Origin of the sequence: Pseudomonas sp. JDS08PS003 (assembly GCF_045013505.1) — a bacterium.
Classification (GTDB): domain Bacteria; phylum Pseudomonadota; class Gammaproteobacteria; order Pseudomonadales; family Pseudomonadaceae; genus Aquipseudomonas; species Aquipseudomonas protegens_B.
In genome coordinates, this window is record NZ_CP120724.1 from 6584822 (window position 1) to 6601023 (window position 16202).

General features: G+C 63.0%; 14 protein-coding genes. 10 read left to right on the plus strand and 4 right to left on the minus strand.

The features are described from left to right. Positions 1-55: 55 nt before the first annotated feature. A complete protein-coding gene (locus P7C00_RS29470; protein ID WP_404937790.1) occupies positions 56-2422 on the minus strand; it encodes a glucose/quinate/shikimate family membrane-bound PQQ-dependent dehydrogenase in 2367 nt (788 codons plus the stop codon). A 204-nt stretch (positions 2423-2626) separates the two neighbouring features. On the opposite strand from P7C00_RS29470, the gene P7C00_RS29475 reads away from it, so the two are divergent. The 10 genes from P7C00_RS29475 (at position 2627) to P7C00_RS29520 (ending at position 13681) form a co-directional block, all read left to right on the plus strand. Further along, positions 2627-3088, plus strand: a complete 462-nt coding sequence (locus P7C00_RS29475; protein ID WP_346633103.1) for an Lrp/AsnC family transcriptional regulator — start codon at positions 2627-2629, stop codon at positions 3086-3088. A gap of 176 nt (positions 3089-3264) precedes the next feature. Then, positions 3265-4947 (plus strand): flavin monoamine oxidase family protein, encoded by a 1683-nt coding sequence (locus P7C00_RS29480; RefSeq protein WP_404937791.1) that lies wholly within the window; start codon positions 3265-3267, stop codon positions 4945-4947. A gap of 125 nt (positions 4948-5072) precedes the next feature. Next, positions 5073-5867 (plus strand): carbon-nitrogen hydrolase family protein, encoded by a 795-nt coding sequence (locus P7C00_RS29485; RefSeq protein WP_346633105.1) that lies wholly within the window; start codon positions 5073-5075, stop codon positions 5865-5867. Between the two features lie 48 nt (positions 5868-5915). Beyond that, a complete protein-coding gene (pqqF, locus tag P7C00_RS29490) occupies positions 5916-8378 on the plus strand; it encodes a pyrroloquinoline quinone biosynthesis protein PqqF (protein ID WP_404937792.1) in 2463 nt (820 codons plus the stop codon). 156 nt (positions 8379-8534) lie between these two features. Further along, positions 8535-8609 carry a pyrroloquinoline quinone precursor peptide PqqA gene (gene pqqA / locus P7C00_RS29495; protein WP_003194766.1) on the plus strand — a complete coding sequence of 25 codons (75 nt, stop codon included), beginning with the start codon at positions 8535-8537 and terminating at the stop codon, positions 8607-8609. A 104-nt stretch (positions 8610-8713) separates the two neighbouring features. After that, positions 8714-9625, plus strand: coding sequence for a pyrroloquinoline quinone biosynthesis protein PqqB (gene pqqB / locus P7C00_RS29500; RefSeq protein WP_102881051.1), 912 nt, complete (start codon positions 8714-8716; stop codon positions 9623-9625). A gap of 92 nt (positions 9626-9717) precedes the next feature. Beyond that, positions 9718-10470: a pyrroloquinoline-quinone synthase PqqC gene (gene pqqC / locus P7C00_RS29505; RefSeq protein ID WP_404937793.1), complete on the plus strand. Its 753-nt coding sequence runs from the start codon at positions 9718-9720 to the stop codon at positions 10468-10470. Next, the gene (pqqD, locus tag P7C00_RS29510) at positions 10467-10742 is read left to right on the plus strand and encodes a pyrroloquinoline quinone biosynthesis peptide chaperone PqqD (protein WP_346633109.1); all 276 of its coding nucleotides are present in this window, start codon (positions 10467-10469) and stop codon (positions 10740-10742) included. The genes pqqC and pqqD overlap by 4 nt, the downstream gene beginning before the upstream one ends. After that, complete coding sequence (gene pqqE, locus P7C00_RS29515; RefSeq protein WP_404937794.1) at positions 10714-11883, plus strand: pyrroloquinoline quinone biosynthesis protein PqqE; 1170 nt, start codon at positions 10714-10716, stop codon at positions 11881-11883. Before pqqD ends, pqqE begins: the two co-directional genes overlap by 29 nt. Then, a complete protein-coding gene (locus tag P7C00_RS29520; RefSeq protein WP_404937795.1) occupies positions 11849-13681 on the plus strand; it encodes a S9 family peptidase in 1833 nt (610 codons plus the stop codon). The genes pqqE and P7C00_RS29520 overlap by 35 nt, the downstream gene beginning before the upstream one ends. A 41-nt stretch (positions 13682-13722) precedes the next feature. Here P7C00_RS29520 and P7C00_RS29525 read toward each other — a convergent pair whose 3' ends face one another. The 3 genes from P7C00_RS29525 to P7C00_RS29535 form a co-directional block, all read right to left on the minus strand. Beyond that, positions 13723-13881: a YqaE/Pmp3 family membrane protein gene (locus tag P7C00_RS29525; protein ID WP_011063854.1), complete on the minus strand. Its 159-nt coding sequence runs from the start codon at positions 13879-13881 to the stop codon at positions 13723-13725. A 243-nt stretch (positions 13882-14124) separates the two neighbouring features. Beyond that, on the minus strand, positions 14125-15408 hold the full coding sequence (locus P7C00_RS29530; protein ID WP_346633112.1) for an aminotransferase class III-fold pyridoxal phosphate-dependent enzyme: 1284 nt from the start codon (positions 15406-15408) through the stop codon (positions 14125-14127). Beyond that, the gene (locus tag P7C00_RS29535; RefSeq protein WP_404937796.1) at positions 15405-16103 is read right to left on the minus strand and encodes an MOSC domain-containing protein; all 699 of its coding nucleotides are present in this window, start codon (positions 16101-16103) and stop codon (positions 15405-15407) included. The genes P7C00_RS29530 and P7C00_RS29535 overlap by 4 nt, the downstream gene beginning before the upstream one ends. Positions 16104-16202: the final 99 nt, after the last annotated feature.

Sequence of the window (16202 nt, forward strand, 5' to 3'; positions counted from 1 at the left end):
ACCCATGAAAAAGCCGCGCAGGGCGCGGCTTTTTTAGAGTGCCGTGACGCGGTGTCTATTTCGGCAGCGCGTAGGCAATTACATAGTCGCCACGGTCCGTCGACTGACGAGCACCGCCTGCCGTGAGCAGGATGTACTGGCGGCCGGTCTTGGGCGAAACGTAAGTCATCGGCCCCGACTGGCTACCTACCGGCAAGCGCGCCTTCCAGATTTCGTTGCCATTGCCGGTATCGAAGGCCCGCAGGTAGAAGTCCTGGGTGCCGGCGAAGAACAACAGGCCGGACTGGGTCGCCAGGGAAGCGCCCAGGGTCGGCATGCCGATAGGGATCGGCAGGTGCATGCGAATCCCCAGCGGCCCGGTGTCCTGCACGGTACCCACCGGTACTTGCCATACCAGCTTGCGGGTCTTCAGATCGATGGCCGACATAGTGCCGAACGGTGGCTTCTGGCAAGGAATACCCGCCGCCGAGAGGAAGCGCTGGCGCATGGCGCCGAACGGCGTGCCTTCCTGGGGCACCACGCCCATTTCGATGCCACTGGCACCGGCAGCGATCTGATCCCGGGGGATCATGTAGTTGGCCAGGCCCAAACGCATGTCGTTGACGAACATGTAGTTGCTGGTGGGGTCCACCGACACGCTGCCCCAGTTCATGCCCCCCAGGGAGCCTGGGAACTGCAGTGCGTGATCCAACCCTGGCGGGGTGTACACACCTTCATGGCGCATGCCTTTGAACTGAATGCGGCACATCAGTTGATCGAAGGGAGTAGCGCCCCACATATCGGATTCGGTCAGGGTCTGGTTGCCAATGGACGGCATTTCCACCGAGAACGGCTGGGTCGGCGAATAACGCTCGCCCGGCACATTGCCCTGGGGCACCGGCCGCTCTTCCACCCGAGCAATGGGCTTGCCGGTCTCGCGATTGAGCACGAAGATCTCGCCCTGCTTGGTGACTTGCGCCAGCGCCGGCTGTACACCGCCCTTGTCGTCCGGGATGTCGTACAGCAGCGGCTGCGCCGGCAGGTCGAAATCCCAGAGGTCGTGGTGGGTGGTCTGGAAGTGCCAGCGCACCTGGCCGGTCTTCACATCGAGGGCGACGATGGAGGAGTTCCACTGGTCATCGAACTCGGTGCGTTGGCCGCCGAAGAAGTCCGGGGTGGCATTACCGGTAGGCAGGTACACCAGGCCCAGCTTGGCGTCATAGGACATCGCCGACCAGACGTTCGGGGTGCCACGGGTATAGGTTTCACCCGCAGGCGGGCGCTTGGTGGTGTTGGGATTACCGGGGTCCCAGGCCCACATCAGCTCGCCACTGCGCACATCGAAGGCACGTACCACGCCCGGCGGTTCCCCAGTGGAGAAGTTGTCCGCCACCCGGCCGCCCACGATCACGACGGACCCGGCTACCAGCGGAGTGGAAGTCTGCTGGTAGTAACCCGGCTTGATTTCGCCCATGTCGGTTTTCAGGTCGACAGTGCCCCGGTCGCCAAAGTCTTCACAGGGCTTGCCGGTTTCGGCGTTGATGGCGATCAAGCGCGCATCGCCGGTGGGCAGGAACAGGCGCTTGGTGCAAGCGGCCGGTGCGGTGGCTGGTGCACTCGCGGGGGTCGCGGAGGCATCGAAGTAACCCAGGCCGCGGCAACGCTGCCAGTTCGGCGCAAAGCCTTGAGGATCGAACTTCCAGCGCTCGGTGCCGGTGTCGGCGTCCAGGGCGAACACCTTGCCATAGGCGGTACAGGTGTAGACGGTATCGCCGATCTGCAAAGGCGTGTTCTGGTCTTCGGCACCTGCGCCGTTGCTTTCAGGCAGATCGCCGGTGCGGAAGGTCCAGGCCACCTGCAGTTGATCGACATTGCCCTTGTTGATCTGGTCCAGGGCCGCGAAGCGGTTGCCCGCCGGGGTATTGCCCCAATGCGCCCAATCCTTCTGTTCAGTACCTGGCGCCACTGGCTGGATCGCCGGCACGCTGCTCGCCTTGACCACATGGGTCGGCACGAACATGTAGGCCAGGGTAGCCACCACGCCAACCCCCAAAAGCCCCGCCAGCCCATAGGCGCCGCGTCCGGCACGAGCACCGGAAGCCCGCACCAGGCTCGGGTAGATCAACGCCACCACCAGGCCGATCACGGCGAAGGTCAGCACCCGCGAAACCAGGGGCCAGTACTCCAGGCCCGCATCCCAGACCGCCCAGATCGCAGTCAGCACCAAGGCCACCGCGTACAGCCAGGCGCCACGGGGGTTACGCCGAGCGATCATTACGCCGGAAGCCACCATCGCCAGGCCCATCAGCAGAAAATAGGCACTGCCTCCCAGGCTGAGGAGGTAACCCCCGCCGCCGGCCAGACCCAACCCGATCAAGGCAATGAGAATGCCCAGTCCCCCGAGCAGCCATTTGCTGCCTGGGGCAGCCCCTGTGTTTTTCATCGTCAAACCTCAGCCATCTTTAAAACCAGGTCGCGAGAATGTACTAACCAGTTACTTATGACAACTTGTCGCAGGTCATTTGTTTCAAAAAACTTCTGACCGCGTGAGCGTAGACCCGATCCAGACAAGCTCCGGGACCAGCAGCCAGGGTTGGCGCGAGGCTGTAACATGTGCGCTCCCTCGATAGCCGTGCTGGAGCCCATCTTGTTCGATAGCCGCCCTCCCGTTCTTGACGAAGTCGACCGTCAGTTGATCGCCGCCCTGCAGATCAACGCCCGCGAAAGCGTGGCAATGCTGGCCCGGCAGTTGGGTATCGCCCGTACCACCGTGACCTCGCGCCTGGCGCGTCTGGAAAAGACCCGGGTCATTACCGGCTATGGCGTGCGCCTGGGCCAAAGGGTGGTCGACGGCGGCTTGCAGGCTTATGTGGGCATCAAGGTTCAGCCGCGCTCCGGCAAGGAAGTGCTGCGCCGCCTGAGCGGCATGGCTCAGGTCCAGCAACTGTGCGCAGTCAGTGGCGAATTCGACTACGTAGCCTGGCTGCGCACCGAATCGCCAGAACAGCTGGACCAACTGCTGGACCAGATCGGCAGCGTCGATGGCGTGGAAAAGACCACCACTTCGATCATCCTCAGCAGCAAGATCGATCGCGGGCATGCGCTATGAGGCGCATGGCCTGATAATGCCACCTCGTCAATCTGCCTCATAAATTCGTCATACTGATAAATAACAACGCATAACGACGACAGTTTGCGTCTTATTTACGTGTTTCATCCTCCCTAGAATGGCTGCCATCTTTTCCTATACTCAGCACTCTGCTGAGCCGCCCGCCAAGGTCAGCCATGAACAAGAACAATCGCCATCCTGCAGACGGTAAAAAGCCGATCACCATTTTCGGCCCGGACTTCCCTTTCGCCTTCGACGACTGGATCGAGCATCCCGCCGGCCTGGGCAGCATTCCCCAAGCCCAGCACGGCACCGAAGTGGCGATTGTCGGCGCCGGTATCGCCGGACTGGTAGCCGCCTACGAACTGATGAAGCTGGGCCTCAAGCCGGTGGTCTATGAAGCGTCGAAGATGGGCGGCCGCCTGCGCTCCCAGGTCTTCGAAGGCGCCGAAGGGATCATCGCCGAGCTGGGCGGCATGCGCTTCCCGGTATCGTCCACGGCCTTCTATCACTATGTCGACAAGCTCGGTCTGCAGACCAAGCCCTTTCCCAACCCGCTGACCCCGGCTTCGGGCAGCACCGTCATCGATCTGGAAGGGCAGACCCACTACGCACAGAAATTGGCCGACCTGCCGGCCTTGTTCCAGGAAGTCGCCGACGCCTGGGCCGACGCCCTGGAGGACGGCTCGCGCTTCAGCGAGATCCAGCAAGCCATCCGCGATCGCGATGTGCCGCGCCTCAAGGAGCTGTGGAACACCCTGGTGCCGCTGTGGGACGACCGCACGTTCTACGACTTCGTCGCCACCTCCAAGGCCTTCGCCAAGCTGTCGTTCCACCACCGTGAAGTGTTCGGCCAGGTGGGCTTCGGCACCGGCGGCTGGGACTCGGATTTCCCCAACTCGATGCTGGAAATCTTCCGCGTGGTGATGACCAACTGCGACGACCACCAGCATCTGGTGGTGGGTGGCGTCGAGCAGGTGCCCCTGGGCATCTGGCGCCACGTGCCGGAGCGTTGTGCCCACTGGCCGGCCGGTACCAGCCTCAGTTCGCTGCACAACGGTGCGCCACGCACCGGGGTCAAGCGCATTGCCCGGGCCGCCGACGGGCGCTTCAGCGTCACCGACAACTGGGGCGACACACGGGAATACGCGGCGGTACTGACCACCTGTCAGAGCTGGCTGCTGACCACCCAGATCGAATGCGAAGAGTCGCTGTTCTCGCAGAAGATGTGGATGGCCCTGGACCGCACCCGCTACATGCAGTCGTCGAAGACTTTCGTCATGGTCGACCGGCCGTTCTGGAAGGACAAGGACCCGGAAACCGGCCGCGACCTGATGAGCATGACCCTCACCGATCGCCTGACCCGCGGCACCTACCTGTTCGACAACGGCGACGACAAGCCGGGGGTGATCTGCCTGTCCTACTCGTGGATGAGCGATGCCCTGAAGATGCTCCCGCAGCCCGTGGAAAAGCGCGTGAAGCTGGCCCTGGACGCACTGAAGAAGATCTACCCCAAAGTGGACATCGCCAGCCGCATCATCGGCGATCCGATCACCGTGTCCTGGGAAGCCGACCCGCACTTCCTCGGCGCCTTCAAGGGCGCACTGCCGGGCCACTACCGCTACAACCAGCGGATGTACGCGCACTTCATGCAGGACGACATGCCTGCCGAACAGCGCGGCATCTTCATTGCGGGTGACGATGTGTCCTGGACCCCGGCCTGGGTCGAGGGCGCGGTGCAAACGTCGCTCAACGCGGTGTGGGGGATCATGAAACACTTCGGCGGTGCCACCCATGCCGAGAACCCGGGACCAGGGGATGTGTTCCATGAGATCGGGCCTATTGCCCTGGCGGATTGAACAATACTGATCACGGCTGCATCGGATAACGACGAGAAGCCCTTGCGGGGCTTGGCGCCGGACCGTACGCCAAGACCGAGACATCGGCTACAGTGCCCGGTCAGCCAGTCAGAGGAGTGAGGACCATGCGTGTCGCCCTGTATCAGTGCCCGCCATTGCCGTTGGACGTGGCGGCCAATCTGCAACGCTTGCATCAGGTGGCCATGGAGGCCACCGATGCCGATCTGCTGGTGCTGCCGGAAATGTTCCTCAGCGGCTACAACATCGGCGTGGAAGCGGTCGGCGCCCTGGCCGAGGCCCAGGACGGCCCCTCGGCCCAGCGCATTGCCGCCATCGCCCAGGCGGCGGGTACGGCCATTCTCTACGGCTATCCGGAACGCAGCGCCGACGGGCAGATCTACAACGCCGTGCAACTGATCGACGCCCACGGCCAGCGCCTGTGCAACTACCGCAAGACCCATCTGTTCGGCGACCTTGATCACTCGATGTTCAGCGCCGGCGCGGATGACTTCCCCCTGGTGGAACTCAACGGCTGGAAGCTCGGTTTCCTGATCTGCTACGACATCGAGTTCCCGGAGAACGCCCGGCGTCTGGCCCTGGCCGGTGCCGAGCTGATCCTGGTGCCGACAGCGAACATGATTCCCTACGACTTCGTCGCCGATGTGACCATTCGCGCACGGGCATTCGAAAACCAATGTTACGTGGCCTACGCCAACTACTGCGGCCGGGAAGATCAGATCCGCTATTGCGGCCAAAGCAGCATCGCCGCCCCCGACGGTAGCCGGATCGCCCTGGCCGGACTGGACGAGGCCCTGATCATCGGCACCCTGGACCGTCAGCTGATGCACGAATCCCGGGCACTGAACCGCTATCTTGCCGATCGCCGTCCCGAGCTATACGACGACCTGAGCAAGCGCTGATCCGGGGATATCCGCTAGCATGGGCGCTTCTCTGTTCTGGAAGTGCTCATGCCCGCGCTGAACCACCCTCTGCCTCACGTGGAAACCCTGGCCAATGGCCTGCGGGTGTCCTTGCGTCATGCCCCTCATTTGAAACGTTGCGCCGCTGCACTGCGGGTATCTGCCGGCAGCCACGACGTACCATCGGCCTGGCCCGGGCTGGCGCACTTCCTGGAACACCTGCTGTTTCTCGGCACCGAGCGCTTCCCCGTCGAACAGGGATTGATGGCCTATGTGCGGGGCCAGGGAGGACAACTGAACGCCAAGACCTGTGAGCGCGCGACCGAGTTCTTTTTCGAGCTGCCGGTCAGCGCCCTGGCCGGCGGCCTGGAGCGTCTGTGCGACATGCTCGTCCGACCGCGGATGAGCCTTGAGGACCAGCGCCGGGAGCGAGAAGTGCTGCATGCGGAATTTATCGCCTGGTCCCGGGATGGGGCGGCGCAACGTCAGTTCGCACTGTTCGACGGCCTGTCCGCCGCTCACCCGCTGCGGGCCTTCCATGCTGGCAACCGCTACAGCCTCAATCTGCCCAGCCAGGCTTTTCAGCAAGCGCTGCAGCAATTTCACCGAGACTTTTACCAGGCCAGGCAAATGACCCTGAGCCTCGCCGGGCCACAGTCTCTGGAAGAACTCCGCGCCCTGGTCACACGCTATGGCGCAGATCTACCGGAAGGCCAGCGTCTTGAGCAGAGCGTGCCTCCTGCACTGTCCACTACCGGCATCGGCACTTATCAACAGCTCGATGCTCACCGTCTGGACCTGCTGTTCACCCTTGAACAGCTGCCCGAGGGCGCAACGCCCGCACTGGACTTTCTCTGCACCTGGCTGCAGTCCGCCAAGCCGGGCGGGCTGCTTGCCGGACTCCAGCAACGCCAACTGGCCCAAAGCCTGAAGGCGCAGACGCTGTACGAGTTTGCCGGGCAAGCCCTGCTGCATCTGCAGTTGAACCTGAGCACAACAGAGGCGACGGCCCCGGCCCAGGTCCGCGAACAGCTAGCGGATTGGCTGGGTTTCTTCAGCGCCCAGGACGATTGGCCAGCGCTGCGAACAGAATATGCCTTGCTGCAACAACGCCAGCTGCAAGTCGGCAGCGCCCTGGAGTTGGCCCAACGGGACAGCCGGCAGACCGTCGGCGAGCTGGATGTGCAAGGACTCAAGGCCCTCAAGGTGCTGCTGGCGCAGTTGCAGCCGCAGGTTGTGGATAACTTCAGCAGCGAGTGGCGCCTGCCACCGGGTAATCCTTTCCTGCGCAGCACCGCCGAGGCACCGCGGGCAGGACTGATTCGCGGGCAGACCAGCGCACACCGGGGACTACGCACCTTCGCCCAGGATCGCTCGCGAAGCCGGCGAGAGAGCTCGGCGTTGAACCTCAGCCAGGCGCTGCCTGCGGATAACCGCGAAGGGGCCTTGATTCTGCGCTGGCGCCTGGCTTCACCCGCTCCGACCGGCTTGCACGAACGCCTGCTGCGCAGCCTGGCACCCTTGCGCGACGACGCCGGCCAGGCCGGAGTAGCCCTGAGTTTCTCCAACAGTGGCGCTGATTGGTTGCTCAGACTCAGTGGCCTGCAGCAACCCATGCCCGCGGTGCTGCAACAGGCGCTGAAACAACTGAACCAGCCCGCCGAATCGTTCTGGCTGGAGCGCGCAGCTACGACAGACGATGCCCCCTTGATGCCGATCCGTCAGTTGCTCAAGGCCTTCAGCGAGCAGCCACAACCCGGCGAGCCGACAGTTGCACAACCCCAAACCCTGCAAGTGCTGTGGGCCGGGGCTCGATGGGATGGCCTGGCCCTGGCGCTATCAGCCGGCACTCAGGAAGCCCTCGGCCAAGCGCTGCAAAAGATGCCGGGAACAGCAGAGACGACCCTGTGCCAACCCTCACCGCCAGACGCCGCCTATCGTTGGCAGACGAACCCCGGGACATCCAGCGAACAGGCCCTGCTGCTGTTTTGCCCGACGCCCGACACCCGCCTGGCCGATGAGGCGGCCTGGCGCCTGCTGGGCCAACTCTGCCAGACGCCGTTCTATCAGCGCCTGCGGGTGGAATTGCAGTTGGGCTATGCGGTGTTCAGCGGCATCCGCCAACGCAATGGCCAGACCGGCCTGCTGTTCGGCGTGCAATCCCCCAAGGCGACGCTCACGGAAATACTTCAGCACCTGGAACAGTTCCTCCAGCAGTTGCCGGAACAGCTCCAGGCGCTCAGCGAGCAGCTCTGGAACGAGCAGCGACAGGCTCTGGCTCAACAGTTCCAAGCCTCGCTCCTGCCCCTGGAGCAAGCCGCTGAACTGCTGTGGCAGGCGAAACTGGCCGGCCATCCGTCGGATTATCTGGAGCGGCTGCACGACAGCATCCTGGCCCTCACGCCCTTAGCCGTGACCCAGGCCGCCACGGCCCTGCATTCGGCGACAGGAGGCTGGACAGTGCTGGCGAACGGACCTTGTCCGGGAGCGCCCTGGCAAGCGGCAGAATGATCATTACGGGTACTGCAACGAGCTTTCTTCAGAATTGCGGGCAACCTTTTGCGGGAATTTAGTAAGATAGCCCCCTAAGCATCTGAACATCTCCCGCCGGAGGTGGACTATATGTATAGGCAATACCCGTCCCACCCACCTCAAAGGAGCATTTTTATGACCTGGTCCAAACCTGCTTACACCGACCTGCGTATCGGCTTCGAAGTCACCATGTACTTCGCCAGCCGCTGATTTCTGCCTCTGGCCAGAAAACGCAGCGCAACGCCTCGGCCCGTCCGGGGCGTTTTTATTTTCAGTTCTCCGTCTTTTTCATGCCTTCATCCCAGGGAGCGTCCATGTTTGTCCAGATTCTAGGTTCCGCCGCCGGCGGTGGTTTTCCGCAGTGGAACTGCAACTGCGTGAACTGCGCAGGGTTTCGCGACGGCAGCCTGCGGGCCCAGGCTCGCACCCAATCGTCCATCGCAATTTCCGATGACGGGGTGAACTGGGTACTGTGCAATGCCTCCCCGGACATCCGCGCCCAACTGCAGGGTTTTGCCCCCATGCAACCGGGCCGCGCACTGCGGGACAGCGGGATCAGCGCCATCATCCTCATGGACAGCCAGATCGATCACACCACCGGCCTGCTCAGCCTGCGCGAAGGCTGCCCGCATCAAGTCTGGTGCACCGACATGGTCCACGAAGACCTGAGCACCGGTTTCCCCCTGTTCAAGATGCTCAGCCACTGGAACGGCGGCCTGAACTGGAACCGCATCGAGCTCGACCAGAGTTTCACGGTTCCGGCCTGCCCCAACCTGCGCTTCACCCCCCTGCCCCTGCGCAGTGCCGCACCGCCCTATTCGCCCCATCGTTTCGACCCGCACCCAGGAGACAACATCGGCCTGATCGTCGAAGACCTGCGCAGCGGCGGTAAGCTCTTCTACGCGCCGGGCCTGGGCAAGGTGGACGCGCCGCTGCTGGAGATCATGTCCGCCAGCGATTGCCTGCTGCTGGACGGCACCCTGTGGGAAGACGATGAAATGCAGCGCCGTGGCGTCGGTACCCGCACCGGCCGGGAAATGGGCCACCTGGCCCAGAACGGCCCCGGCGGCATGCTAGAAGTGCTGGAACAGCTGCCCCGCCAGCGCAAGGTGCTGATCCACATCAACAACACCAACCCGATCCTCGACGAAGACTCCGCCGAACGTGCCGAACTGGTACGCCGAAAGGTGGAAGTGGCTTACGACGGAATGAGTATTGAGCTGTAGGCCGTATCGCCCACAAGCTCGACCCAAGAGCCTTGGCCCCTTTGCGTAGGGGCGGGCTTGCCCACGAAAGGGCAGCCCCCCGGAGAACACACATGACCGACACCTCGCTGTCCCCCGCCGAATTCGAGCAGGCACTGCGCGCCAAGGGCGCCTACTACCACATCCATCACCCCTATCACGTGGCGATGTATGAAGGCCGGGCGAGCCGCGAACAGATCCAGGGCTGGGTCGCCAACCGCTTCTACTACCAGGTGAACATCCCCATGAAGGATGCGGCGATCCTCGCCAACTGCCCGGACCGGGAAATTCGCCGCGAGTGGATCCAGCGCCTGCTGGACCATGACGGCGCCCCGGGTGAAGACGGTGGCATCGAAGCCTGGCTGCGTCTGGGCCAGGCCGTGGGCCTGGACCCGGACCAGCTGCGCTCCCAGGAGCTGGTGCTGCCCGGCGTACGTTTTGCCGTGGACGCCTACGTCAACTTCGCCCGCCGCGCCAGCTGGCAGGAAGCCGCCAGCAGTTCGCTGACCGAGCTCTTCGCCCCGCAGATCCACCAGTCGCGCCTGGACAGCTGGCCCCAGCATTACCCGTGGATCGACCCGACCGGCTACGAGTACTTCCGCACCCGTCTGGGCCAGGCCCGTCGCGATGTCGAGCACGGCCTGGCGATCACCCTGCAGCACTACACCACCCGTGCCGGTCAGGAACGCATGCTGGAAATTCTCCAGTTCAAACTGGACATCCTTTGGAGCATGCTCGACGCCATGAGCATGGCCTATGAATTGAACCGCCCGCCCTATCACAGCGTCACCGATCAGCGGGTCTGGCATAAGGGGATCACCCTATGAGTTTCGACCGCAGCAAAACCCCACGCTGGCGTCCCGGCTACCGCTTCCAGTACGAGCCGGCACAAAAGGGCCATGTATTGCTCTACCCGGAAGGCATGATCAAGCTCAATGACAGCGCCGCGCTGATTGGCGGCCTGATCGACGGCGAGCGCGACGTGGCGGCGATCATCAAGGAACTTCAGCTGCAGTTCCCAGGCGTGGCCGAGCTCGGTGACGACATCGAGCAGTTCATGGAGGTCGCCCGTGCCCAGCACTGGATCGAACTCGGCTGAATCGGTGCTGCTGCCCGACAAACCGGAAGTCGGCCTGCCATTGTGGCTGCTGGCCGAGCTGACCTATCGCTGCCCACTGCAATGCCCCTACTGTTCCAATCCGCTGGACTTTGCCGAGCAGGGCAAGGAGCTGAGCACCGAACAGTGGATCAAGGTGTTCCGTGAAGCGCGGGAGATGGGCGCGGCGCAGTTGGGCTTCTCTGGGGGCGAGCCGTTGGTGCGCCAGGACCTCGCCGAACTGATCGGCGAGGCGCGCAAGCTGGGCTTCTATACCAACTTGATCACCTCCGGCATCGGCCTGACCGAGCAGAAGATCAGCGACTTCAAGAAAGCCGGCCTGGACCATATCCAGATCAGCTTCCAGGCCAGCGACGAGCAAGTGAACAACCTGCTGGCCGGTTCCAGGAAAGCCTTCGCCCAGAAGCTGGAGATGGCCCGTGCGGTCAAGGCTCACGGCTATCCGATGGTGCTGAATTTCGTCACCCACCGGCACAACATCGACAAGATCGACCGCATCATCGAGCTGTGCATTGCCCTGGAAGCCGACTTCGTCGAACTCGCCACCTGCCAGTTCTACGGCTGGGCCCAGCTCAACCGCGTCGGCCTGCTGCCCACCCGGGAGCAACTGGTGCGCGCGGAACGCATCACTAACGAATACCGCGCCAAGCTGGAAGCCCAGGGGCACCCCTGCAAGCTGATTTTCGTCACCCCGGACTACTACGAGGAGCGTCCCAAGGCCTGCATGAACGGCTGGGGCAGCATCTTCCTCACCGTCACCCCGGACGGCACCGCCCTGCCCTGCCACGGTGCGCGGCAAATGGCGGTGAAGTTCCCCAATGTGCGCGACCACAGCATGCAGCACATCTGGTACGACTCCTTCGGCTTCAACCGCTTTCGCGGTTACGATTGGATGCCGGAGCCATGCCGCTCCTGCGACGAGAAAGAAAAGGACTTCGGCGGCTGCCGCTGCCAAGCCTTCATGCTCACGGGGGACGCCAGCAATGCCGACCCGGTGTGCAGTAAATCGGAACACCACGGGATGATTCTCAAGGCCCGCGAAGAATCCGAAACGGCCACCCAAACCATTGAACAACTGGCCTTTCGCAATGAACGAAACTCACGCCTCATCGCCAAGGGTTGAGCCCTTCAGCGCCAACCAGGCCACCACCGCCGGGATCGATTTTGCCGAGCTGCAACTGACACCCGATGGCGTGTTCTGGAATGAATACCGTCCTGCGGACGCCAGCTGCCGGATCTGGCATTGGCAGCAAGGCCAGGCCCGCTGCCTGACGCCGCCGGGGTTCAGCGTCCGCAGCCGCGTCTATGAATACGGCGGGGGCGCCTTCTGCCTCAGCGGCGACTTCCTGCTGTTCGTCAATGAAGCGGACCAGCAACTGTATCGGCAGCCACTGACAGACGGCGCGCCAGTGGCCCTGACCCAGGGCGACTGGCGCTACGGGGACCTGCATGCTCACGCCGATCAAGTACTGGCCGTGGAAGAGTGCGCCAACGAGCACCGGCTGGTGGCCATCGACATCCACAGCGGCCAGCGCCGCCTGCTCGCCGCCGGAGCCGGCTTCTATGCCGCTCCGACCTTGAGCCCCAATGGCCAACGCCTGGCCTGGATCGAATGGGATCGCCCCCATCAGCCCTGGACCAGCACTCGCCTGATGCTCGTCGAACGCCTGGCCGATAGCACTTGGGGTGATCCCCGTTGCATGGCCGGTGATGGCCAGGAAGAGTCCCTGCAACAACCGCGCTTCGATCAGCACAACCAACTCTATTGCCTCACGGATCGCCAGGGTTTCTGGCAACCCTGGGCCGAATCGGCCAGCGGCTTGCGGCCGCTGCCCTGTGCCGCAGCTGATCATGCCCCTGCCCCCTGGCAGTTGGGGTGTCGCACCTGGATGCCCCTTGGCGGGGACTCCTGGTTCGGCAGTTGGACCGAGGAAGGGTTTGGCCGTCTCGGACTGAGTCACGCCGACGGTTCGCAACAGGACTTCAGCGGCAACTACAGCCGCTTTCGCGGCCTGGCGCTGGATAAGCGCTACCTGTATTGCATCGCGGCGTCCCCTGTCAGTCCTTCGGCCATCATCGCCATCGAACGTGAAACCCGGCAGGTGCATGTGTTGGCCGGCGGTGTCGCGCCACTGCCGAAGGAGCGCATCAGCCGACCGCAACCCCTGTGCTATCCCAGCGGCGAAGGACAGGCCCACGGTTTCTTCTACCCGGCCATGAATGGCGTCAACAGACCACCTCTGGTGGTGTTCATTCACGGCGGCCCGACCTCTGCCTGCTATCCGATCCTGGACCCGCGCATCCAGTTCTGGACCCAGCGCGGTTTTGCCGTGGCCGACCTGAACTACCGGGGCAGCAGCGGTTATGGCCGGGCCTATCGCCAGGCCCTGCATCTGCGCTGGGGCGAAGTGGACGTGGAAGATGCCTGTGCGGTGGTGTCCTATCTGGACCAACAAGGGCTGATCGACCCAAAGCTGGCGTTCATCCGTGGCGGCAGCGCCGGGGGCTACACCACCCTTTGCGCCCTGGCCTTCGCCAAGGTCTTCTGTGCCGGCGCCAGCCTATACGGGGTCAGCGATCCCATTGCCCTGACCCGCTCCACGCACAAGTTCGAGGGGGATTATCTGGACTGGCTGATTGGCGATCCAGAGCAGGATAACGAGCGCTATCTGGAGCGGACGCCACTGCTGTACGCCAGCAACATCAGCGTGCCCGTGGTGTTTTTTCAGGGTGAGTTGGACGCCGTGGTGGTGCCCCAGCAAACCCGCGACATGCTCAAGGCGCTCCAGGACCAGGGCATCGCCGCCGAGGCCCATTACTACCCGGATGAGCGCCACGGCTTTCGCAAGGCGGACAATCAGGCTCATGCGCTGGAACAGGAATGGCGGTTTTATCAGAAGGTGCTGCAAGCGCAATGCTGAGCGGGTGCTGCCCGTTCCGTTGGAACGGGCAGCTTGGATAATCAGCGTTTAGCGATGATATACACCGCGTGCACGATACCGGGGATGTATCCGCACAGGGTCAGCAGGATGTTCAGCCAGAAAGCGCCGCCAAAGCCCACTTGCAGAAAGACCCCCAAGGGCGGCAAGAGAATGGCGAAGATGATGCGAATCAAGTCCATAGGGCAGCTCCTGATAGAAGTCGGGCTCGGCTGAGCCTCACCAGCAATCGACCCTGGCCGCGTGCCAGGGTTCACCGCAAATCTTGCCCTCCTGAACAGCCCGGAGACAAAAAAACGCCCCGTGCGAAAAATCGGACACGGGGCGACGCGTTATACCGCGAGACGGTTCAGGAATTCAGTCAACGTAAAGTCGGATGTGCTCGGCACCGATCGTCAGAGAATGCTTCAGGATCAGCACAGATTTCAGACAGCTACTCCCTTGCGGCATTGCAACTGCGCGGTCCGCACGCGGGAAAAGGCCCGGGTCAGGCGCAGGAGCATTTCGTCGATATTGCCCTTGCTGACACTCAAGGCCGGGGTGAAACGCAAACAGTCCGATTGCGCAGCACTGAGCAACAGGCCCTCGTGCAACGCTGCCTTGAGTACCTCCTGCGCTGAGTCGTCCGCCAGGCTCATACCCCAGAACAATCCATGCCCTCGTACCTCGCCCTGGGCATAACGGCCCGCCAGTTGGGTCAACTGCTGTCCCAGGTACTGACCGTTGCTGCGCACTTGCTGCAGAAAACCATGCTCCTGCAGACTGTCCAACACGGCCAGGCCGGCGGAGGTCATCAATGCATTGCCGTGGTGGGTGCCGTCCAGCTCGCCCTGTTCGAAACAACAGGCCTTGCCCCGTGCCAGCAACGCCGCCAGGGGCACCCCGCCGCCGAGGCCCTTGCCCAAGGTGATGATGTCAGCGCGCACGCCATACAATTGCTCGGCCAAGAGGGTGCCGCAACGGCCGATGCCGGTCTGGACTTCATCGAGGATCAACAGAATGCCCAGCTCACGACACAGGCGCTCCACCCCTTTGAGGTAGTGTTCTGTCGCCGGAATGACCCCCGCTTCACCCTGGATCGGCTCCAGCATGATGGCCACGGTCTGAGCATCCACCGCCGCGTGCAAAGCAGGCAGATCATTGAAGGGCACCTGGCTGAAGCCTGGCAGCTGAGGTTCGAAACGATTGCCCGCAGAGCCATTGCCCGCAGCCGATAGCGCGGCAAAACCACGGCCATGACAACTGCGGCTGGCAGTGATGATGCCCGCCGCGCCGCCACGATGCAGCTGGCCCCACTTGCGTGCCAGCTTGATCGCCGCCTCACAGGCTTCGCTGCCACTGCTCAGCAGATAGGCCTGGTCGCTACCAGTGCTACGGCACAGCCGGTCGGCGAGCTTGAGCATGCCGCGGTTGTAGAAGCCCGAGCCGGGATTGATCAGCGACTGGGCCTGAGCGGCGATGGCGTTGACCAGTACCGAAGGGCTGTGGCCCAGGCTGTTGGCGGCCCCGGCCTGAGTGAAGTCCAGGTAGGTGCGATCATTGCTGTCCCACAGCCAGGAGCCCTGGCCACGGACGAACACCGGTTGCGGGCGCTGCACGCTGGGCATCAGGCACTCACTGGCGCAGGCATCGTCCGAGGCGCTCGCACAGGGCTCGATAACCAGATCGTCCAGGCTTGGCGGAGTACGGCGCAGATTGAACAGATTCATGCCCGCAGCCCCTCCAACGGCAGGCCCAGCAGGCGTGAGGACCAATCCTCGACACAGCCGGTGCGCAGACGCTTGATGGCGATATCGCGCCAGCGCGAGGACAGCGCCGGACAATCAATCAGGGTTTTCAGGCCTGTGTGCTCCAGAGGCTCCTGGAAAAAACAGCGCAGGGCCCAGGCCACGGTCAAGCCGGGATAACTGCGCTGGATCAGTTCGAAGGGTTCGTCCGCCTGGACAAAGCCGGGTTTGAGTACCCGGTAGAACCAGCCGCAGCGTCCGTTGTCCTGGGCTTGCTGGGGCAGATTGACCAGGCCCCAACGCTGGCTCAGACGGTAGCAAGGGGAACGGGGCTGGCTGATCTGCAACAGCGCACCGCCCCAACGGAACATGTCCCCCAGGCACACCTGATCTTCGGTCAGGCCACGTGTCGAGAGATTTTCCCCAAAGGCCGGAGCCGTCCAATCGAACTGTGGATAACGTTTGCGCCAGTGGGCGTAATGCTCAGCGGGATAGTGGTGCAGAGCTCGCTCAGGGCCCGTATGGAAGCGCGGATCACCCTGTTCATCGCTGCCCAGGCCTTGTGGCCATAACCAGAGACGGTTTGCAACCGGGTGCTTGTCGGTGTCTATGACCAGACCCTGGCCGAGATTTTTTGCCTTGCCTATGTAAACACCATCGACGTAAACGGTATTCATCGCGCGTCTTGGCCCTGTAAGCCCTGTGAATAGGAGCTAGACTAGGCGTCTTGCGGGCTTCGGGCCATTTCGTTTTTTAAGCTTTTTCGATAAGAAATA